This is a genomic window from Rhodopirellula maiorica SM1 (assembly GCF_000346295.1).
GTDB lineage: Bacteria > Planctomycetota > Planctomycetia > Pirellulales > Pirellulaceae > Novipirellula > Novipirellula maiorica.
The window spans coordinates 1-21,309 of record NZ_ANOG01000253.1; the positions used below are offsets into that span (position 1 = coordinate 1).

Here is a 21,309-nt window from a genome sequence, read left to right on the forward strand (position 1 = left end):
TGCAAACAATAGGACACGCTGTCTCGTAACGAAAGTCGTGGAGACTTTCGTCGATCCATGCATCGCATGCGAACTCGGTTGGCAAGTCTATGGTTGGTGGTGCTCGCGGTGAAAAATGCTTGCTGTACCGACGTCGGAGACGTCGGGCGACATTATCAAGTAGAATCGTCTTGTTCGCTTCTTTGACATTACCTGCGTACAAGCGAGAGCCATGGACCTGACTCACCCACAACCTTTGCCTGACGCGCGGCGAACCGTAGCGAAGGGGGGGCTGCGGATCGCGGTGGCGTGCTGCCTGTTTTTTTCTTTGACGTCCGCCACGTTGGGCGATGATGCCGCTGGGCCGCAATCGGATCTGCACACGATCGATCTGGCGGATTTGCCATCGCCGCCCGCTGAAATTGCCGAGCTAATTGAGCGAGGCAACGTGCGATTCGTCTACGGGCCGCGACCGGAATCGATGCAATCCAAATTGTTGCCGGGTGGTTCGGCCGCGGCACTGCGAAAGGGGCGGCGACTCGCGGCGACGACCGAATACCGGATGGGGTATCATTATCGCAGTCGCAATCGATGGAAGTTCGTCAACCAGAATCGCGAGGCCGATCTTCGCGAAGTGCGAATCGGCATGCGTTTCAGTGACGTGCGACTTGAAACCGAGCACACCGTTTGGTTTCGTAAACGACCTGAGTCCGAAACGTTTTGGACCGATCGGCTTGTGCTTCATGAACTCGATCATGTGCGTATTTCAGTCGATCCGCTGCTGGAGAAACGGTTTCGAGACTTATTGCGGTCCAACGCGTCGATCACGCTGTCAATGGAACGCGGTGAAACGGTCGCTGAATCACGCATCCATCCGGCGGTCGATTCGCATGTGACGGAACTGTTTTCGCGAATTTCGGATCTCGTCGACATTCGCTACCAAGAGCTCGATCGGCTCACCGACCATGGATTGAAGGCATTCCCCGAGGGATCCTCGCTCGAATCCATCAAGAAATTCTCATCAAAACCCTAATTTCCCACCGCTTTGCGACGATTGGGCCGAACTGGTTTTCCAATACGAATGCTTTATCTTTGGCATTATTGGTCAGGGGGTTCAGATTTGCGGGTGAATCATGGTAAATTCTTCGGCCTGGGAAGCCGCCGCGTCGTGCGCCGGCAACCAAAACCTACCTATTCGCTTAAGCTAGCATCTGATGTCAGTCGACCAATATGCAACCTGCCCCTGCGGCAGTGGAAAAAAAATCAAGTTTTGCAAATGCAAGGAATCCGTGAGCGAGCTTGATCGCGTGATGAAAATGGTCGAGGGGGGCCAGGTTGTTCCCGCTCTTGATCGTTTGTCGACGATTTTGTCGGAGCATCCCGATGCGGCATGGGCGTTGGCCATTCGTGGGCGATTGCTGCTTGATTTGCGTGAATACGACACGCTCGCCGAAAACGCCGACCGCTTTATTCGTTTGCAGCCCAGCAATCCGTTGGCGTTGACCCAGCGTGCGGCGGCTCAGGTTTTCCGTGGGGATGTCAAATCCGCGACCGATTCGATGCTCGAAGCGTTGACCGAGAGCGGCCGCGACGTCGATGCGTTCGTGTTGGACGTCTCGTCGGCCGTCGCATTTCTGCTCGGCCGCCAAGGCGTTTTCTTGACCGCTCGCGTCTATGCTAGCTTGGCTATGATGGCGCAAGGCTATGAAGGCAGCCAGATGTCGGGCACGTTGCTGCGTCAGCTCAATAGTTCGCCGACATTGAACCAGATGGTCAAATCGATTCCTCAGCCGATCGAGCGGCCTGCGGATGCCGATTGGGGCGAACGCTTTGACGAAGCCGCCACGCTGCTTCGCAGCAACAAGGTTTTGCTTGCCGAAGCTAAATTTCAATCACTGCGTCGTACCTTGCCCGACGAACCTGCGATCCTGTCCGGATTGTTGACTTGTGCCATTTGGCGTGGCGATGTCGCCGCACAAAGCGATTTCTTGCAAAAATTGTCGGCTTGTGAATCGCTTGACTTCGAACAGCGAGTCCAGTTCCGTGCCGTTTCCTGCTTGGTCAATCCTGACGATAAAGACCTTGCTGCGGAATGTTTCCGCTTGGACGCTGACATCGAATCGGCCGAACCTGTGGAGATGGCAATGATCGCCGATTCGCGGTTTGCACCGTTGCCGGCGGAAATGCTCGCCCAAATGCGTGAATCCGAGGACGATGTACCGCCACGTGCCGGTTTCCAAGTACTTGATCGCGATCGTCCCGAAGTCGCCGAAGGCTTGCCACCGATCGATCAGATTCCTGAAGCGATCGCGATGGCGTTCGTCTACGGTAAACAAACCGATCGTTCGGCCCGCGTCGAGATTCACGACGTCACTTCGTCGGTTCTGGACGAGGTACGAGCTCAAATCCAAAAGACCGTTGGCGATTCGGTCCAACTGAATCAAAAGCCAAGCGATCCGCTGCCGTTCTTGGCGGTGGTGCAACCGCAAGTGGCGATGGTGCGATTCAAAGCCAGCGCCGTCGAAGCCGACGCGATGCAAGAACAACTGACCAACACACGAATGCCTTTGGCGATCGCCAACGCAAAATGGGGCATTCTTGGCAACGCGTCCTTGGTCGAAACCGCAGACGACGATTCGAAATTGCTCGAGCGAACCGTCGTCGTGCGTGTGGCAGAACAGTACGACGCGATTATCTCAAAGGGCGACGAAGTGCTTGGTGAAGTCTATCGCCTTGCCAAGATCGAGCCGCTGCCTTCGTTGACGCTTAGCGACGACGAGATCGAATCGGTTGCGAACACCGATTTGAACCGGATTGATTCGAGCCAGCTCAATGACGAGTCCTGCTTGTACTTGTTGCAACGAGCCCAACAGATTTCATCGACACCGGCCATTCGTCATTTTGCAAAACGATTGATCGAAGCTGATTTGCCTGACGACCAAAAGATGGCGAAATTGTTGGCCTATTCGACCTTGGTCAATGCGTCGAGCAACGCCAAAGACGCGATCGCGACGATTGACGAAGCAAAGGCGTTTGCCGAAGCCAACGAATTGCCGACCGCAAATCTGTTGCTCAGCGAAGTCAATTTGCGATTGCAATCCGGTGATGGCGAAGGCTTCCAGAAGGCGATTGAAACACTGACGCAGCGTTACGGCAACGAGCCCGAAGTGATGGCTCAGCTGCAACAGATGCTGATTTCGATGGGGCTGATTCGTCCCGACGGCAGCCCGCGACGTGGACCCGCGCCCGGCGGTGTCGCTCCGGCAGGTGCCGAACCTGCGTCCGGCGGCATTTGGACTCCCGATGGCGGCGGCGCCGCAGCACCTCCGGCAGATCCAGCAGCCGGCGGTGGCGGTAGCAAGCTGTGGGTCCCCGGAATGGATTAACCGTGGCAATAAGGCTTCCAGCCTGTCATCGCATTTGTGGGATAGGCTTCCAGCCTGTCGTTGCATTTGTGGGATAGGCTTCCAGCCTGTCATTGCTTTAGTGGGATGGGCTTCCAGCCTGTCATCGCTTCGTGGGATAGGCTTCTAGCCTGTCATTGCATTTGAACACAGCGCCAAAAAAAACGCTCGTTCCCAGGCTCCTGCCTGGGAACGCACTGCGTCGCCTGCCTCGTCCTTGCACGCTCGCCAGACAGGTGCCTGCAATGCATTGGGTTCCCCGGCTGTAGCTTGGGAACCCGTGGTAGCGATTGCCAAAGAGGTGTGCTTTTTTCCTGTGTGATCTTCAACCGCTGAGATCCATCGCTGATGAACTCTTCTCGTTTGGAAACCGATGATGACTTTATGCGTCTTGCGCTCGGCTTGGCCGAACGAGGACGCGGATCGGTCGAACCCAATCCGATGGTCGGCTGTGTCATCGTCCGCGACAATCAAGTGATTGGTGAAGGCTATCATCAGCGTTTTGGCGGGCCACATGCCGAAGTCCACGCACTTCGCGACGCTGGCGACGCTCGCGGCGCGACTGCTTACGTGACGCTCGAACCCTGTTGTCACCACGGCAAAACCCCGCCCTGCTCGGACGCCTTGATCGCTGCCGGAATCAGCCGTGTTGTCGTAGCGATGGCCGATCCGTTTGAAAAGGTCGACGGTGGTGGGGTGGCACAACTGCAGCGTGCAGGAATCGAAACACGCGTCGGTGTGCTCGAACAAGAATCTCGCGAACTGAATGCGCCTTACTTAAAACGGTTGCAAACCGGCCGGCCGTACACGATTGCCAAATGGGCGATGACCGTGGATGGACGGATCGCAACCAGCACGGGGCAGAGCCAGTGGATTTCAAACGAGGTCTCGCGAGCTGATGTTCACGTTTTGCGTGGCCGCGTGGACGCGATCGCGGTGGGAATGGGGACCGTCATTGCTGATGACCCGATGTTGACTGCACGACCGGCCGGGGTTCGTACGGCAACGCGAGTTGTTTTCTGTGCCAATCGCTTGCCCACGCCCCAATCACGTCTGATACAATCGGCCAACGAAGTGCCCGTGCTGTTGATCGTCTCGCCGCTGATCGCTGCGGCGGATGTTGCCGAGCTGGAACAGCTTGGTGCAAGCGTTTACCGCTGCACGAGTTCAAGTCTCGTCGAAATGATCAATCAAGGCCTTGATTTTCTCGGCGGCCAGGGGATGACCAATGTGATGATTGAAGGTGGCGGTAAATTGATGGCGAGTTTTTTAACCGCCGATGCCATTGATCAATACGAAGTGTATGTCGGCGCCAAAGTGTTTGGCGGTCACTGCGCTTTAGGCCCGGTCGCAGGTGATGGGTTTGCCAGCGTCGCGGAGGCGGCGGCATTGCGATTAGAAAGTCTACAGCGTCTCGGAGACAATGATGTCAAACTCGTTTACCGCAGATTGCCACGTGATTGACCCTGATGGATGTCGTTCATTGAAAACGCCGTTTTTTGCCGTGAAAACAAACGATTCTGAAACAATTTTCGACTTTTGGAAAACTCGTCTTGACCAGAGTAAAAGCTAACCTCTATTCTTCGCCCATCACTGAGTGACACCCAGCGTGTCGCCCAGAGAATGGCATTAAGGAATCATGACGATTCTGCATTTGGTGACGAAATTATTTGTTGCTGCGGAACACGTCGAAGGCAAATTTACACGGATGTGAACTTGCGTCGGCGACTATGATTTTGCAATGTTGAGTTCGTCCAGTTGATACAAGGATGTATCTACTGTGTCGAACCCCCAATCCACCGGCTCCCGGAACTGAAGCGCGTTGTCCTCCGCCCCCCTAGGATTACGTACTTTCCGGGAGCTTTTTTTATGCGCCGACAGAATCCAAGTTGGCAGGGGGAAGACCGACTGAGGGAATCAGTCGTTTGAATCAGAGTTGATCCAGAAGTCGATAGCGATCCGGTTCGAGGGAAATGCCATCTGCTCGAGCAGCGACGAGTCCTTGTCGACATAACGGAACTCAGTCAGTTCCGAGGCCTGCAGGGTGATCTCTGCGGCGTTACTGACTTTGCAAACAAAGAAGATATCGATCACCGCGACAATGATTCGGCCATAGTGATAATTGTTCGGGTGCGACATCAAGAAATCGTGGCTGGAAATTCTCAACCGAGTTTCTTCAAACACTTCTCTGGCCAGCGCCTGTTCAATGGTTTCGCTGCGGTCGACAAATCCGCCTGGCAATCCCCATTTGCCCTGTTCTGGATCGCGAGCGCGTCGCACCAACAGCAATTGGTTCTGCTCGTTGGTGACCAATGCTCCGACCGCACCGCAGGGGCCAAAGAAATTTGCAAAACCGCACTCCGCACAGCGAAAGGGAATGCTGCCCAACTTGGCATTGGGCACGCCACAGTTGGGACAAAAGCGATGTGCGAATTCGATGGCAACTTCGGTCATTCGTTTTGGCTTTGCAGAATGATTTGGGCTTGGCAATGGAGCGGGTTATTCGGCGTCGGATTCGGTCACAGGCAGATCAAACGTGCTGCCGGCATACTGCGCCGCTCGTAGAATACCGCAACTGTCAAACGATTTGCTTAGATGTTCTAACGCGTCAAGCGATTCGATCGCACCAAGCCCAAGTGATTCTGCCATTTCGGTGCTAAGTTTGCTGTGAAGTAGCAATCGATACTCGCTGCGAACGCGTTGGATCGAATCCGCAATTGCGATTGAATCGTCCCAAATTATAAAGCCATCTTCGGATTGCCCGAGCATTGACTGTTCGGCGAGTTCCTCGGCACTGCCCTCTTGGTCATCGTGCTCGAGTTCGTCGAGTTCTCGGTCGCTGCTGAGTCGCAACACAAGTCGATCACTTGGCGAATCATCGATTTGGCTCCACAGCACAATGGTGCCACCGGGTTGGGTGTGGGATGCCGCAGCGACAATCGCGCGGGCCAAATTCGCCCACGAGTTTTGTTGCTTCGTGTCTTCGAGCGTCGCGACCACCAAAGCGGCGGATGGCGGAAAATCATCATCGCTGTGGCGAGGCCGCTCGAACCAGCGGCGGGTTGCTTCAGGAGTACCCGCAAAGACGCTGCCGACATCGCCATCGGGATTGGCCGCCACGGCCAACATCACTTGGACCCCCAACATCCAGCCGACGTGAGTTTCGTTCGAGGTTTTCTTCTTCCCCGGAGGTTGATGTAGCGATTTCTGGTGCCGTAAACGAGTGTTCGAATCGGCCAGCATCGGATAGACGCCACTGAGTTCGTTATCGCCTACCGCATCGCCTGGCCGCGCCGCCAAAATGGGCAAGACGAGATCGGCATCAGCAAGAAAACGGTTCAAATAGATCGGATCAGCGTCAATGTCAGCTCCCAGATAACGCAGCAGGTCACGTTTTTGGGAATCATGCCGAATCACATGCGCGATCGTTTCGAATTCGCTTTCGAGTTGTTGGTAGACTTCATCGCCGGTTTCATCCCACAATACAATGTCGATCGTTTCCGCATCCGCTTCTTCGATCTCCAGCAGCACGCCACGAATGACATTGCACAGATCAGGCACGTTCGGGTCGACCGCTAACGCGATTCGGTCGCCTGGGGCGATTGCCGCGGTCAAAGGCGGGAAATCGGCGGGGGCGCGAAGTGCGTTGCGAGTCGCCTTGGCGACATCGCCCACCCGCTGATGAAAGCCTGTTTCGTATTGCCATATTTCATTGGCAGCGATTTTGTCGGCGACCTGGGCGGCGTTGGTTGATGGATTCAATGCAGCGTACTCTGCCAGCGGGGGATTGCGATGGGCAACCCAATGGTTGCCCCAAAGGATTCAACAGCGACCGTTTCGCCGCGTGCTGAGCTTGTATTCTCTTGAAAACCGCGTCGCTGGCCAGCACCCAACGATGGTCGGGGAAAAACAGCAATCGCATGGCTGGCTCTCGCGGTCGCTCGATATAAACGACCTTCGCCGTCTCGATACGGTCGCAGCTGCGATTGTGACCAACCGCTCCGTTTTCGTAATCTAAGCGAATCGACCGTTTCCCCTTGCGGCTGTCCACCCCATCACAGCTTGGAAAAAAATAGAGGATCACTATGAAGCGAATTCTTCTTGGTCTGTCGCTTCTTGGCGGATCGCTGTTTGCCAGTTTGATCGCGGGATGTGATTCGGCTGACGATGTCGTAGTCGCATCTTCGACCGAGAACACGTCCACCGCCTCGGTTCGCACGGTCGCATTTCGAGAAATGAAGCCTCGTGATTATTTACAAGCAATCTTTTCCCGCTATCACGCCGCTGGTTCCTACCGCGACGAGGGGCTCGTTCGGCTGACGATGCCTCCGACCGCCAGCAGCTCATCCGAAACCAAGGTCGCTCCGCTGAGCGTGTGGACGAACCACGATACGGTTTATTTGCAAGCATACGACACGCGGTTGTGGTCCGATTCCGAAGGGTTAACGGCGTGGATTGTGGACCCGTCGACTCGAAATTTTGATTCTCAGGTTTTACGAGCACCGCCGATCGGTCGTCGCCCTGAATTAAAACAATTGCTGATCGATCCGATTTTGGTCGAACAAGTCGCCGCAGGATTGGCGGGGCCGCCGCCTCAATTGGAATGGTTGTTCGCCGAAGAGCCGATGAAACAGCTGTTTCTCGATGAGCACACGTTTGCCTTTGGCCAGCAGAAAACAATCGAGCAAACGCAATGTCAAGAAATTCAAGTCGCCGCGGGAGAGCAGCAGTACGGTTTTTGGGTCGATATCCACAGCGGTTTGATCCGGCAAGTTGATTTGCCGTCGATCCCTGCTTCGCCCAACGCGAATCCAGAGTCTCCTCCGATTCGCTTAACGCTGGAACTGCGTGGAGCATCCTTTGATCGGCCCAACTCGACACCGAAAGCCGATTCATTGCCGGAAAACCCAAAGTTTGTCGGCCACTTTGTGCCGCTGCCTCCATCGCCACCCCCAGCGATCCTGGGCACCCGAATCGATCGTGTTGACATGACCACATCGGATCGCAAACCGTTTCAGTTTTCGGGTAGCCGCTCCGAAGCAAAAACGGCGGTGACGGCAATGGTCTGTTTTGCCGATGACGTGAATGCACTGAATTCCGCGGTGGTGCTGCAGCAGTGGAGCGAGCAGTTACCCGCGTCCTTGGCGGACCAGACTCGCGTCGTGCTGCTATTGCATGATGCGGTCGCGCTACGCGACGAAGTCAAACAGCTGTTGCGGCAATCGATCACGCTGCCGCTGATTTGGGATCCCAAAAACGAATTAGCTAGCACACTTGCGATTCCACCGGGCACCTTGTTGCTTGTCGATTCCTCTGCACGCATTGTCTGGATTCAACCGAGTGTGACGCCACAATCGCTTCCGGCGCTTGGGGCGATCATCAGCGATATCGCGGGCGGGGTGGATGTTCCGCAGCGAATGAGCGAGCAGCATGAACGCGACCAAGCGGCTTACCGCAGCGTTTTACGCGACGAATACAGCGATTTGGTTGCGAAAGGACTCGTTCGCACCTCTGCGAAATGACCTTGCTTCGAAATGCCGTCTGTCACGACAATCATCAGCCCCGCAGCCTCCTTGATTCTGGTGATTTTGACATGCAATCCGGTGACCCGAACGATCTTCCTAATCCTTTTGCACTGCATCTCAATGGATCCGTAAAGCGGTCGGGCAAATCGGGGTCGGGGGGGCACGCATTCAAGGCTTCGCTAAAGTTTTTCTTAATCGTTGCGGTCCTGTTCGGCGGGACTTTGGCGGTGGGGCGATACAGCAAACAGTGGATCGTCTCACATTTGATGCGTGGTTTCGAAGATCTTGGTGTTTCTGAAAAACAGCAGCGGTTGGTCCAAATCTCTGAACTTGGTTCGCCTGCGATCGGGTTGATGGTTCGATCATTGAACGACGAATCGCCCGACGTTGCTCGGACCGCGTACGAATTGCTACGCGAGTCACAAAATTCGTGGACTTCGCTCGATTGGGATACCGCCCGGCAGTATCACCGAACGATGGTGACATCGATGGATTCGATCGCCGCAGCGCTGCCCGAGGACCGCACTGGTTGGACCACGGGGCTACTGCAACAAACGATCATGGAATCGGTTCAGAAAGACGACGTCGAATCAAAAACACTTTACAACATGGCCACCACCACGTTGTCCAAAATGTCGCTTACCGATGGTGCGGTGCCAGGGGCAATCGAAAACGACTCGTTGGTGCCGGGGCAACCGGTTCGCTTGGCAGTTCGCACCAAACCGCTGCCGGTTGCCGACGCAGATGCGTTAGACAGTTGGACCGATTGGCCGCTCGCAGAACCGGCCATTATTTCGTCCGGCAGTTCAGGGCAAAACGATCCGGGAAACACGTCATCCAATTCGGCAAGTCCATCGGCCGCCGATTCGGAGCCCAGCGACGGTGAACCCTCGGCATCGGTTTATCGCTCCTCAGCCACCTTGCTGAAACCTGTCTCGCCCAGCGAAACCGTCGAATTGTCCGACGTCCATGACGCTGCGACGCCGTCGCAATCGGTTGCGTCCGCTCCGTCAACGAGCCCCTCCACCGCTGACGCCCGACCAGCAACGGCGCCCGCCGAGGTGATGCCGACGAGTTATTTAACGCAGTCGCCGCTGGAAACATACGCGACCGAGTCGGTCATCTATTGGTTGGCCAGCGACGAAGCGATGCTGCGTGAACGGGCCAAAAGCGAACTGGTTCGTCGTGGTTTTTCGCAGCGTCAACTTCAAATCGCCACGCATGTGGTCTCGTCCGATGTGGGCTCGCGTCTCGAGTTAGTGGATACGATTTCGCGATCCAATATCGATGACCCACGGCCTTGGTTGACCATGCTTCTAAACGATGACAATCGCGAGGTACGTTTGCGAACCATTTCGGTGATCGCCACGATGAAGGATCCGGCGATGAACCAGAAACTGCGATCACGACTGGCCGACGAGCGTGATCCGGTCGTCACCTCCAAAATTCGCAGCGCATTGCAGCTACGGTAGCGGGGTGCCACTTTTTCACTCGCGCGGAATAAAGGCTTCTGCAAGTTCGCTTCGTGCTGAGGGACGCAAAGCAAATCGGACATGATTGCCGAGGCATTCACGAACGGGTTGCCGGAGGGTCGAGCGATCACGGCCCCCAAAAAACAAAGACACGATTGTTTTGGCCGTGTAGACTGGGGAACCGAAAACCGATGTTTCCTCGTACGAGTCTCGTTCTCATGCTGCTGCTGCTCTCTCGTGATCGTGTTGTTCTCGCCGTTTTGATGATCCTCGGAAGTCTCCTCACTGCCAACGTCGGCTTGACGCAGACCGCCGAGATGCGGCGGGCAATGAAACAGCAGCAAGAATTTCAGAAACGTTTGCAGCAACAACGCAAAGCGGCCGCCGAGAACTCGCCCACCTTGCCTACCGATCCCCAATTGATGGAGCTGCACAAAGAGTTCATTTCGCGGGCCGAGAAGTTAGCGGCCGACTATGAGAAGAAGAATCAAACCGCCGAGGCTCGCCAAGTTTACGAAGCGATCGTGCGACTGGTCCCTAAATACCAACCGGCCGAAGAAGGACTCAGCCGGATGATTGCCGCCCAATCGGTGCAGGACCGCAAACTGACAGAAGTGTTCGCCAATCGAGGTTGGCAAGACTCGGGTGTCACGCTGGTTCAGGGGATGCCCGTCCATATGGAAGTCAAAGGAGGATGGAAGGTCGTGCTCGAAACCGATGCCAAAGGGGTGGTCATCCCCAACGAAATCAAACCCAAAAGCAGCGACATCAAACTGGGGACGTTGATCGGTGTGATCGCGACGTCGCCGTCGGAATTGGATACTGAAAAGCCATTTGTAGTCGTCAGACAACTCGATTTTATCAACAAGAAAACAGGACGATTGTTTTTGAAAATGTTTGATATCGACCCCAGTGATAACGAAGGGAAAATCCACGTGTTGATTCAGAGCACCTTCCCGTGATCTTAGCGTGGCTTTCGCTTGTGGATCCCGAGTCCAAGCTGTTGTAAATGAGCGAGTACCTCTGGCCGATCCTCATAACGCTGGACCACGCGAGCGAGATTTTTTTTCCAGCTGGCGAAACTCGGCGGTCGGCCTTCTTGATAACACGACCATAGCCGCTCACTCAACTCGGTATTCAAATCGGAAGCCATCAGCGTGCAGATGGCTTCGTGCACCCGTTCTCGCTCGGTCAGTGCATAGTCGGCATCGCCCTCGGAAACCATATGCCAGTAACTGAGAAAGTCATTGCGTTGTCGGGGAGGAAGGTCGTGAACGATCTCATCGATCACATCCGCATCGGCAAGCGACCCGCGATCCAGTGGCGTCCATGCATCCGATCGGACTGCGATCTCGATGCCATCGTTGTCCAGGATGTGATCACTGAAGATCAACCAACCGTGTTTGCGGACCGCGTCCTGCAACGCATTCTGTACCGGCCGGCATGATGCTTCATAGCGGAGTAGCGATCCCGGATCGACTTTGATCAAGCAATCTGCAATGAATTTCGCGGTTCGTTCCCAACGAATCGCGTCGCTGCCGGAGCGTGCCTTGGATTCGTCCGATGACAACATGCCCAGCGCGGCATCAAGCGTTTTGTTCAAATGAACGCGATTGCCGTCGCATGGTGCGTTTACCAACACATTGGCGGCAAGCTGAACGGCGTCGATGGGTTGCAGCGACGGCGAGTGGATAAACCGAACCACGCAATCGGTGGCGGCGGAAACGACGCGGTGGTCGATCCAACATGATATTTCTTGGTCGCCATCCAACCGGAAATGCTGAAGCAGCAGTTCGCTTACCGAGCTCTCGGCGTGCTTAAGTGCCGATAACATCAGCTCGCTTAGGAAACGACTCATTCGTTGCCGTTCCTTCGTCGTCCGTCCCGCCGCGGTGTCACAATAAGCTTGTAGTCGCAGAGATTTTAGTGCGTTCGACGTCCCACTCTTGATTCTCGATTCGAGCCAGTCCAGATCAAGTAGGATCTGACGCGTGATCGCCAAACGCAACAGCGACGATTGCAAAAGCGGAGATTGTTCGTCAGCAATCTGGTTCACTAGCGATTGGGCGAGCTCTCGGTCGGCTGAATGCATCGAAATCTCAATGGCTTTGACACGCAAATCGTCCGGCAGATTACGAGTCATCGCAATTTCCATGACCACGTTGGCTCCTTGTCCGACGGGATGCCCGGCGAGCGAATCGATACAATGTTTGACATCCGGATGATCGGGCCGCAGTACCGCCAGCCGGCGAACCCATTGCTCGCGTTGGATGCGGCCAAACGGCTCGGTGCATGCGACACAGCAATGTCCCATCGTCTCGGAGCGTGGATCGTCATGGGATGCGATGGATGGCATCCCGGGCAAACACGATGAAGCTGGAACACTGACACGATCAGGAACCAAACGCTGAATCAGTCGCAGCACGAAGTCGTCCAAAACGTCACGGGATCGGGATTTCCAGTGCAAGAACGCAGGATCCAACCCCGCCAACGTCTCAATGCACAACCGTCTTACGTTCGGATCGCGACTCTGCTGCGTCAACCGCCAAAGTTGGTTGCGAATCGGAGCGATCATTCGAGACCATTCGATCATTGTGGATTCGTTTTGGTACGTGTTCCACTGAGCGTCACGCGAGACCACGGCAAGCTTGGCCAGCCGTAGCAAGATTTGGTGGAACGAATCGCCATGACGAAGCCAGTGTTTGGTCCGTTCGAGGCAAACGTTTCGGAAGCGTTCGCTTAGCACCGCGGCGTGATACAAAATGGCCGAGCGATGTTCGGATTGGATCGCGTGATCAAACAACGCAGCTTGAGCATCGACGTCGTCCATTTCCGCAACTTGCAGCGCGGCAAAAAATGTTGGAAACGCGGGGTCCGAAAAATGATATTCATCGATCATCGTGCAGCCGCGATCGAGCAGGCGACTTTCCAAAATTGCTGACTCCGAAATGCCAAACGAGGCGGTGGCACGTTGCAATTCGGTTTCGTGGAATTGGGCGTGTTCACGCTGGTGTCCGAATCGCCGGTTGTACGCAAATCGGCTCAGCGCTTGCAAATGCTGCTGTGTGATGACCCCCGATGCGTTCCCCGAAAAGTGGGGGCGTTTTTGCATCCATGCAACAAGTTGTGCGATTACCTTTGTCGATGACAACATGGCCTGAACTTGGTAGGCGTCTAGAAAGACATGCACCATTTGGCCCAGAAAAAGCGGGTGTTTGGCCAAGGTTTGCAATTCATCCGAGGCACGGACTTGATCGATGATCTGCTTGGCATCGCCGCGACGAGCGTGCGAGTTCCGATAGCGACTGCGAACTAGGTTGTTGGCCAATTGGATCATCGAATGCAGCGGCAGATCACCGATGTGATAAAAATCAACGTGCTCGCGGTCCCGTAACGATTGCGGCAATCCCGCCGGGCGTGATGTGATCAGTGTGATGAAATGGTCGGATTCGATTTCCAATTGTTCACGTACGTTGTCCCGTTGGGCGGCGGACACCTCGTCCCATCCATCGCACATTAATAGCACGCGGTTTCGATCATCCGAGGCGCCGCGAAGCCAGCACGCTGCCGCGTTTGAGTCGATGTTTTCGTTGCCAAGCGACGCAAAGAAAAATTGCAAAGGCGACAAGTCGGGGTGCTCGGCAATCGCTTGCGCATAGTCCTTTAGTTGGATGACGATGGGAATGTCAAATTCACCGATACCTGATTCCGCAATCGTGTGTGCCAACCACTGGATCAGCGTTGACTTTCCGCTGCCCGGGGCACCCACAATAACGCAGCGCTGAAGCGTGCGAGAAATGATGGTGCGTATGTCGCAGGTGGATCCGATTGTTGACGTCGATCGCGGGACCAAGGATCGCGGGACCATCGTATCGATGGTCCTTTGTGGATTCAGTGCGAAATGCGAAGCGGCCCTCGGCATCGCTTCGGACATGTTTTCCACATCGGCGTCGTCATCCTCTTCATCGCTTCGGTCTTCATGCAGTTCGAGTTCCACGAACATCTCGTCGATGGGCACCGGTTTGTCACCGGGTACGACCGATGGGATGTGGGTCCACGACTGTTTGCGATGCAGATGTTCGAACCATGTTTGAAGTCCATAGACACAGTGTTGTTCGCCCTCGGCGGCGCAATCGGCTTGCGCTGGTCGACCGGCTAGCGAAGGTAGCGGATCGCTGCGGTCGGCATCCCGTGTACTTGTGCTGCGTGTCGGGCAGGTGGATTCAGTGATTGATCGAAAGCTTGGTATTGTGGCGGGGCGACGGTAACGCTTGCGCAACCAATGCCGCGTAACGCTCCTCAGTTCATCTACGCTGACGTGGGGACGCTCCGAAAACTGTTCGCACCACATCTCCGCGACCGAATTGATTTCCCACCGACACCGTCGGGGAAGGATGCCCAACAGCACGGCAAGCGACTCGACCCGATGACGTAGATCAGCATCATCGTCGGGTCGCGACGACAAATCCCAATCCTGCGGTTGCCAAGGTGATCGTTCGGCGCTGCGATCGGGATCGCCAGCGACCTCGGCATTGGCCAGTAAAGCGAACGCTTTTTGCAGAGGTGCAGGAGCATCGATCATCTTTGCCTCCATGACTTATGATTTCAAAAGCAGCGTGGCTGAAAGGAAAATCTTGGCGACTCGTCCCTGTCGTCTGCATCGAACGGACCAGGAGTCGTCCCCCCAGATGTGTTTGTCTAATTTGTCTCATCTTGAAGCCATTCGTGCTGCCGATGTTCGCTCTTCGGAGCTGGCGAGGAGCAAAAGATCAGTTGCGACACGTCAATTGCGCAAGTTGGGCGCAGCGGCTGGGGAGGTTGTTCGGCAGGCATCGTCCCTTTGCTCCGGATATTACGGAGTTTTGGGCCCCTGTATTCGATTTTTCATTTGGGAACTTTTTCGTTGTTGGTAAGCTAGGAAGACTGGAACGCCAGCGAGAGGGCGGAGAATCGTTAATGGCGTTTAAGAGGAGTCCCTCGAAGCGTTAAAAACGCTTGAAACTAGCGAAAGCACCCGGATTCACGTGATTTGCAATCGATACGGTGTGGTTGTTAAATGGGGTAAGTCGTGACTTGAGGCGATGCCCCATCGGTCGGTATTTACTGACCCGCCTCAAGTCTGCGACTCGCCGAACGCTGCAGATTAGAATAATATCGATATTGCCGTGCGCAATATTGGCGCAAAGTGATCAGGTCGGTTGTCAATTTCAGTTTATTCCGCACACGAGCGAGTACCGTGAAATGCCCAAAGGCAGCATCAAAATCAGTCAGACACGAAAAGAACTCGGGCTCTCGCAACTTCAGCTTGCCGTTCAGGCCGGAGTGGCCGTTCGGACCCTGCAATTCGCAGAAGCGGGCAAGCGGCATCTGTCCGCAAAAATGCTACGTCGAATTGCCGATGCTTTGTCATTGCCCTATGAGGAAGTGATCAGCGATACGTCGCAGAAAGACGATCAATTCGACGCCTGGCCATGGTCGCTATCGCAATTCATCCAGAGTAAAACGGTGCCCAGTGACGAAGCGTTTTGTGAAAACGAAGCGGACGCTTGTGGTGTGATTCAGCGGATGCGAGACAGTTGGCGAATGCATCTTGATGGCTCGGATCCGACCGAAGATGACCGTTTGTTTGTCGCCGCCGACAAGAAGCTAAACGAACGATACGGCAGCTACGAGGATCGTTATTTGGCGGTGTGGCGTCGACATCCGCAATCGATTCTGTTAGCGGCGGCCGATGGAAAGCGATACGGCGCCAGCGTGGTATTGCCGGTGACCGATTCGGCTTACGAACGACTGCGTGATGGCGTCATCTCGTTCATGGATATCGGACCCGACGACATTTTGGACGAGAGCCAGAACTTGGTGCTTGATTCCGCAGTGGAATTCAAAGACGCCGGAGGCTCTGCATGGTACAAGGTGACCGACAGTCTCAGCTATGCGGTGTTCTGTCAAATCGCCATGTTGTCGATCGATCCGATGGCCGAAGATTTCCGCATGGTTTCCTTTGGTGCGAGTCCCATCAATATCCGTCGGCTCAAATCGATCGGGTTCCAAGAATGTGGCACCACAATGCCCGAATTCAATTTTCCAATCTGTGAATTCGCGCAGCAGCATAGTGACGAGTCGGACGACACCTATACCCGTGTCTCTACTACCTCGCACTACGCTCATCTGTTTCATCGTGTTGTCGGATCACGTTTTCGATCGGTGACGCGGCGGCGGGTGATCACCAATTCGTTGCGTGCGTTTCAGTGTATCGTCAAACCCGCAAGCGATGATCGTGCATATGATTCGGCCTGTTCGGTGGCGTGAGGATTCCCCCGGCGACGCGGTTCCATTTCGGTTTGCACTGCATCGAACCGGCATGTTGTTCCCAGAACCGAAAATAGCTTAGCTCGGTCTTACCCGGTTCGGGCTCGATCCATTCTCGCAATTGGTAATTCGTCCTGGTCGCATCCGCAGCCAGGTAGCCGGTGCGGCGGTTCCAATCATGCGATGACCACGACTCGAGCTCGTCTCGCACCTTTGGACACATGCGTGCGTGACCGCTTTGGATTAGCCATTCGCCATCGATCTGATCGGCGTAATCTTCGGTAACAATGCCGCGTCCATTTTCATGTTGTAGGGCAAGATGACAATTGGTTCCTACCACCGATGCGGCGACCTCGGTTGCGACTTTGTGAAACCGCGGATGTCCCGATTCAAATCGCTGCATGGCCGCAAAACAGGTGTGCCCAATCTCTGCCACGCCATAGCAGTGCAGGTATTCGATGTGGCATCCGTGTTGCCGCAGTTGCTCGGAAATGAATCGTTCCAACGACAACGGGAAATAGTAGCCGCCGGCGGCCCACAAAATGTGTTTGGGGACCTCCAATTGATTTCGTAGTGTTCGCAGCAGCAGATCGACACCGGCCAGGGGTTGTGCGGCCATCACCACCGTCCGCTTTTCCAACGCAGCAAGCCGCATGGCTCGAATGAACGTCGGGGGATGCAGGTAGGTATCGACAAACGGTGCAAATCCAGCTAACCCTAATGCCGCCGGATACGCGCTGACGATCAGCGATTCGGGGTGCAGCATTGTGGAAAGCTTGGGAAACGCAGCCAACAATTGGGCCAACCGATGGTTGTCGGATTGGCCCAGAATACGAAATCCGTACGGTTCCAGCGATGACGAACCTGCCGCATACGACAATTGGTTGGCGCCGAGATTCATACGAGTCGTTTGACGTGATCGGATCATCGTCGTTTCCCATACAGAATTTCAAACGGAGGTTCCGCGACGAGTCCCGACAACCGATCTTCGCGAACGAGCGTGCCTTTGACATCCCACGTCGACAAATCGAACCACTCGCGAAAGAACTTCATCAGAAAGAAGGGTTGCCAGATTTTGGTTTGGATCCAAGTGTCGTCATAGGAAAAAAGTCCTTCGGTCCATTCACGTTCTTCATGCGTCCATGCCTGACGCCACTGAAAGTCTTCGCGAGCGATGCTTTGGATTCGGCGGGACGTGAACGAATCCCCCGGAATGACAAACGCCACGCTTCCACCGGGACGCATCAGCGACGCCATCTTCACCGCGGCGGCCTCGAGGTCCTCGATCGTATGAACGTGGTTCCAGTACCACGCGGCACTGATCAAGTCGACTGATTCATCGGCAGCATCGAAGTCAGCAAACGTCGAGCAGACGTAGCGAATGCTGGGATCTTCGTTTTGTGAATTGGCAATGTCGATCAAGTCTTCGGAGCTGTCGACACCGACGATTTGGTTCGCGAAAGGCTTTAGGATCTGAGTGGATTCGCCATGCCCACAAGCGATGTCCAGCGCCGTTTCGCATCGCTGTGGCACCAACTGCTGTAACGCGAGTTCGTGGCAGCGATGCACGGCATCGTAATACTCGCGTACACAGGTTACTGCGGACTTGTATTGGTCGTAATTGGTCCAGCGATACACGGTCATGGCAAACTTCCTTGGGACGCAAAAGGGTGAAGTAAAAAAGTGGAGGTGGGAATGTTGGCAATTGCCGCAGCGGAGCGTCGGTCCGCTGCGGTAGTTAGGAAAGCATCATTGGCGATTCGTAGCAGCTTGTTACGACCTCTTCCATCGGCAAGATGTCATCCAAATTGGCAAAGATGTCGCTACAGAACGATCGACGATTGGGATCAGCCGACATCATCATTGCGATGCTGTCGGTACCCAAGACTGGATGAATGAAATCCGAGCCTTCGATCACTTCGTATCCAATTCGCTGATAAAACGAAGTTAGTTTTTTGTCGGCGTTGATCAAATTCAGTCGCGAACCGATATGGACCTGGTCACGCCAAAATTCCCGTACCATCGTTCGCAGCGTCCTCATGGAGGAACAACCGCTTCGGTTGATCCGGAACTTGCACGTTGAAACAAGGCAATCGTGATACCGGGTCATCAAATGTGGTGAATACACCTCCGCACAATCGACTTCGCCATCGATCGGACGCATCGCCGTCATCGCGCCGATCGGCTGACCGTCATACAACATGCTGTAATGAAAACTGTACGAATCAAATGCGAACGATGACTCGCCGCCTCCTTCACGCCGAACTTGCATGACTTGCTCGTGGACTTGATTGTCAGTCCCGATATCACGCGAGATCGTTAGTCCGAGTGATTCGTCTTCGAACAGAAAACGGTAAGAATCGGCAACTGCCATTCCGCTAGATTGCATAACGAATCGATGCCTCCACTGCTCCTTCGCTTCCGACGTTGCCTGCACGATTGAAGCAACCTAGATGGAAAAGCCATCGACGAAGGAGCTGTCTCGATGGCCTTGCACTTCTTGGCCGGCGAGACATCGAGGGACAGCCAAGGGACATGGAGATGTCCCGGCGAAAAGACAGCCAGACGGACGTAGCGTGGGGGCAAAGAGGGCAGGCTGCGAGACGTTACCCTGTGAACAAATGGCAACTGGCGGTTGTCATGTGCGACCGAGCTTTCACCGCGAATGACGCGTTCGGGAATGATCCACTCTCAGCGAGCGACCAGAATCAAGCAATCGGCAAAAGAAGGTCCGCGTGCCAGCAAAAAAAAATGCAAAGCGTGGATGTCCTGTCACGTCGCTGTCTCAGGTCAACGTGCAGATCCCCATTCGCAGGCTCGAGCGTTCGCGAGCACCATGGGGTATAGAAACGAAAAAAGCCCGCATCGCTGCGGGCTCATTTCTCAGTACCCCCACAAGGGCTCGAACCTTGGACAAACGGATTAAGAGTCCGTTGCTCTACCAACTGAGCTATAGGGGCTTATTTGACGGGGAAACAATCGTTTCCGTCACATCAACGAGCCAATTTTAACAACTTCTTCGAGGCTCGCAATAACCGGTTGCACAATTTCCGAAGCGACCTCACTAGCCTTACTGGGGGCCCGGTAACGCACGCAAAATTCCTTCCGCTTTGGTCCACGTTTCCGCTTCTTCGCTCGCAGGATTGCTCCGCGCCGTGATTCCTCCGCCGACCGGAATCTGCCACTGGCCACCGGCGGCGGTGACGGTGCGAATCAGAATGTTAAATTCGGCATGCCCTGAACAACTGATGTATCCCATCGATCCACAATAAGGGCCGCGGCGGTCGGGTTCCAATTCCGCGATCGTTCGCATCGCTTCGATCTTGGGCGCCCCGGTCACACTGCCGCCGGGGAAACATGCCTTGAGTAAATCGATCACGTTGCAGTCGTCTCGCAGTGTTCCTTCGACAATCGAAACCAAATGTTGCACGAACTGATACCGTTCGACTTGGCACAGCTTACGGACTTGGACGCTGTCGTCGCGACAGACTCGCGAGAGATCGTTTCGCATCAGGTCGACGATCATGATGTTTTCGGCGCGGTCCTTCAAACTCCGCTGCAGTGACTCGGCAAGTCGCTGGTCTTCGGCCGCATCGCCAGTCCGGGGTACCGTGCCTTTGATTGGCCGTGTCTGTACGCTGCGGCCATCAAGCTTTAGGAACAATTCGGGCGAGCTGCTGAGTACTTCGAATCGGTCGCCGTGGTAGTAAACGCTATAAGGCGCGGGGTTGGCTACGCGAAGTCGGCGATATAGTTCCGCAGACGAGATCACTGCCGGGTGCAACAACCGCTGGGCGAGATTGACTTGGAACGAGTCGCCGCTGCGAATTCGGTTGACCACATCCGCGACTGCCGCGCGGAATTCTTGGCTACTGAAATTGCTGGTGACTTGGTCTCGATCGCAGGGATCGGCATGATCACACGGTGTGTTGGTTGGCACGCTATTTCTTAACGCCCGTTGAATTTGGTCCTCGATCTCGTCGGCCCGAACCGTCGCCCGGGCTACTGTCTGGGCCGTTGTCTGGTTTGCGGCTTGATCGGGGCGGTCTGGATCACGATCCAAGCCGGCATCCTCCGGGATACCTTGGCAAATCAGCCACGACGTCCCCTCGGCGTGGTCCATCGCAATCGTCCAATCGTACAATCCGAGCGACATCGCGGGTGTGGGCAAATCGTTGCGCCGCGACACCCCGACCTGCTCGAGCCATGTTGCCGCTTCATATCCGATCAATCCCGCGATGCCACCCTGCATCGGCGGCAGATTCTCAGCCCGGTTCGCGGGTAATTGGCGATACCAACGCTCCAGTACCGGCCAGGGATCGGGATCCCCCACCTCAGCCACCAGGGTTGCGATCGGGTCGGACATCAAAAATGAATAACGCGGCAGCGGAACGTCTTCATCGACCGGTGAAGTCGAATTTGGGACCGAATCAAACCACAGACAACCAGGCCGGCTGGCAAAATGCGAAAAAACACGCTCGATCGAAAAATCGTCCGAGAGCCGGCGAATGACAGGGAGAAAGGGAGTCGAGCGAGTCATGCTGCTAAGGCTAACAGGAAGATTGTGTTTCTCTAGGTGGCTTGATGTCGAAAAAAACGAGGGTCCGAATGACCAGGGAT

At 55.1% G+C, this 21,309-nt stretch carries 14 protein-coding genes and 1 tRNA gene; 7 read left to right on the top strand and 8 right to left on the bottom strand.

Annotated elements, in window-relative coordinates:
* The first annotated feature begins 211 nt into the window (after positions 1 to 211).
* From RMSM_RS07780 to ribD, 3 genes are all read left to right on the top strand, one after another.
* Complete coding sequence (locus RMSM_RS07780) at positions 212 to 1,012, top strand: hypothetical protein (protein WP_008693886.1); 801 nt, start codon at positions 212 to 214, stop codon at positions 1,010 to 1,012.
* Positions 1,013 to 1,268: 256 nt separating this feature from the next.
* Positions 1,269 to 3,365, top strand: a complete 2,097-nt coding sequence (locus RMSM_RS07785; RefSeq protein WP_236622046.1) for a tetratricopeptide repeat protein — start codon at positions 1,269 to 1,271, stop codon at positions 3,363 to 3,365.
* A 366-nt stretch (positions 3,366 to 3,731) separates the two neighbouring features.
* Entirely contained in the window at positions 3,732 to 4,847 is a 1,116-nt protein-coding gene (gene ribD, locus RMSM_RS07790; RefSeq protein ID WP_008693889.1) for a bifunctional diaminohydroxyphosphoribosylaminopyrimidine deaminase/5-amino-6-(5-phosphoribosylamino)uracil reductase RibD, read from the top strand.
* Between the two features lie 453 nt (positions 4,848 to 5,300).
* Here the strand turns inward: ribD and RMSM_RS07795 are convergent, their stop codons facing one another.
* Together RMSM_RS07795 and RMSM_RS07800 are read right to left on the bottom strand one after the other, a co-directional pair.
* A complete protein-coding gene (locus RMSM_RS07795; protein ID WP_008693891.1) occupies positions 5,301 to 5,837 on the bottom strand; it encodes an NUDIX hydrolase in 537 nt (178 codons plus the stop codon).
* A 45-nt stretch (positions 5,838 to 5,882) separates the two neighbouring features.
* The gene (locus tag RMSM_RS07800; protein WP_008693893.1) at positions 5,883 to 7,145 is read right to left on the bottom strand and encodes a nickel-dependent lactate racemase family protein; all 1,263 of its coding nucleotides are present in this window, start codon (positions 7,143 to 7,145) and stop codon (positions 5,883 to 5,885) included.
* Between the two features lie 323 nt (positions 7,146 to 7,468).
* Here RMSM_RS07800 and RMSM_RS07810 point away from each other — a divergent pair, with 323 nt between their 5' ends.
* The 3 genes from RMSM_RS07810 to RMSM_RS07820 all read left to right on the top strand — a co-directional run bounded on the left by RMSM_RS07810 (position 7,469) and on the right by RMSM_RS07820 (position 11,342).
* Positions 7,469 to 8,905, top strand: a complete 1,437-nt coding sequence (locus tag RMSM_RS07810) for a hypothetical protein (protein WP_008693900.1) — start codon at positions 7,469 to 7,471, stop codon at positions 8,903 to 8,905.
* Positions 8,902 to 10,380, top strand: a complete 1,479-nt coding sequence (locus tag RMSM_RS07815) for a HEAT repeat domain-containing protein (protein WP_008693903.1) — start codon at positions 8,902 to 8,904, stop codon at positions 10,378 to 10,380. Before RMSM_RS07810 ends, RMSM_RS07815 begins: the two co-directional genes overlap by 4 nt.
* Before the next feature lie 218 nt (positions 10,381 to 10,598).
* The gene (locus RMSM_RS07820; protein WP_008693906.1) at positions 10,599 to 11,342 is read left to right on the top strand and encodes a hypothetical protein; all 744 of its coding nucleotides are present in this window, start codon (positions 10,599 to 10,601) and stop codon (positions 11,340 to 11,342) included.
* A 2-nt stretch (positions 11,343 to 11,344) separates the two neighbouring features.
* On the opposite strand, the gene RMSM_RS07825 is transcribed toward RMSM_RS07820, so the two are convergent.
* Positions 11,345 to 14,962, bottom strand: coding sequence for an NACHT domain-containing protein (locus RMSM_RS07825; RefSeq protein ID WP_160168255.1), 3,618 nt, complete (start codon positions 14,960 to 14,962; stop codon positions 11,345 to 11,347).
* A gap of 659 nt (positions 14,963 to 15,621) precedes the next feature.
* Between RMSM_RS07825 and RMSM_RS07830 the strand changes: the two genes are divergently transcribed.
* A complete protein-coding gene (locus tag RMSM_RS07830; RefSeq protein ID WP_144057468.1) occupies positions 15,622 to 16,689 on the top strand; it encodes a helix-turn-helix domain-containing protein in 1,068 nt (355 codons plus the stop codon).
* Here RMSM_RS07830 and RMSM_RS36575 read toward each other — a convergent pair.
* From RMSM_RS36575 to RMSM_RS07855, 5 genes are all read right to left on the bottom strand, one after another.
* A complete protein-coding gene (locus RMSM_RS36575; protein ID WP_063870205.1) occupies positions 16,637 to 17,617 on the bottom strand; it encodes a hypothetical protein in 981 nt (326 codons plus the stop codon). The two genes, RMSM_RS07830 and RMSM_RS36575, sit on opposite strands and share 53 nt — an antisense overlap.
* Positions 17,614 to 18,333 carry a class I SAM-dependent DNA methyltransferase gene (locus tag RMSM_RS07840; RefSeq protein WP_008693912.1) on the bottom strand — a complete coding sequence of 240 codons (720 nt, stop codon included), beginning with the start codon at positions 18,331 to 18,333 and terminating at the stop codon, positions 17,614 to 17,616. Before RMSM_RS07840 ends, RMSM_RS36575 begins: the two co-directional genes overlap by 4 nt.
* A 94-nt stretch (positions 18,334 to 18,427) precedes the next feature.
* The gene (locus RMSM_RS07845; RefSeq protein ID WP_008693914.1) at positions 18,428 to 19,078 is read right to left on the bottom strand and encodes a hypothetical protein; all 651 of its coding nucleotides are present in this window, start codon (positions 19,076 to 19,078) and stop codon (positions 18,428 to 18,430) included.
* Between the two features lie 498 nt (positions 19,079 to 19,576).
* Positions 19,577 to 19,649 (bottom strand) — tRNA-Lys (locus RMSM_RS07850).
* Between the two features lie 110 nt (positions 19,650 to 19,759).
* Positions 19,760 to 21,229 carry an anthranilate synthase component I family protein gene (locus tag RMSM_RS07855; protein WP_008693916.1) on the bottom strand — a complete coding sequence of 490 codons (1,470 nt, stop codon included), beginning with the start codon at positions 21,227 to 21,229 and terminating at the stop codon, positions 19,760 to 19,762.
* Positions 21,230 to 21,309 lie beyond the last annotated feature (80 nt).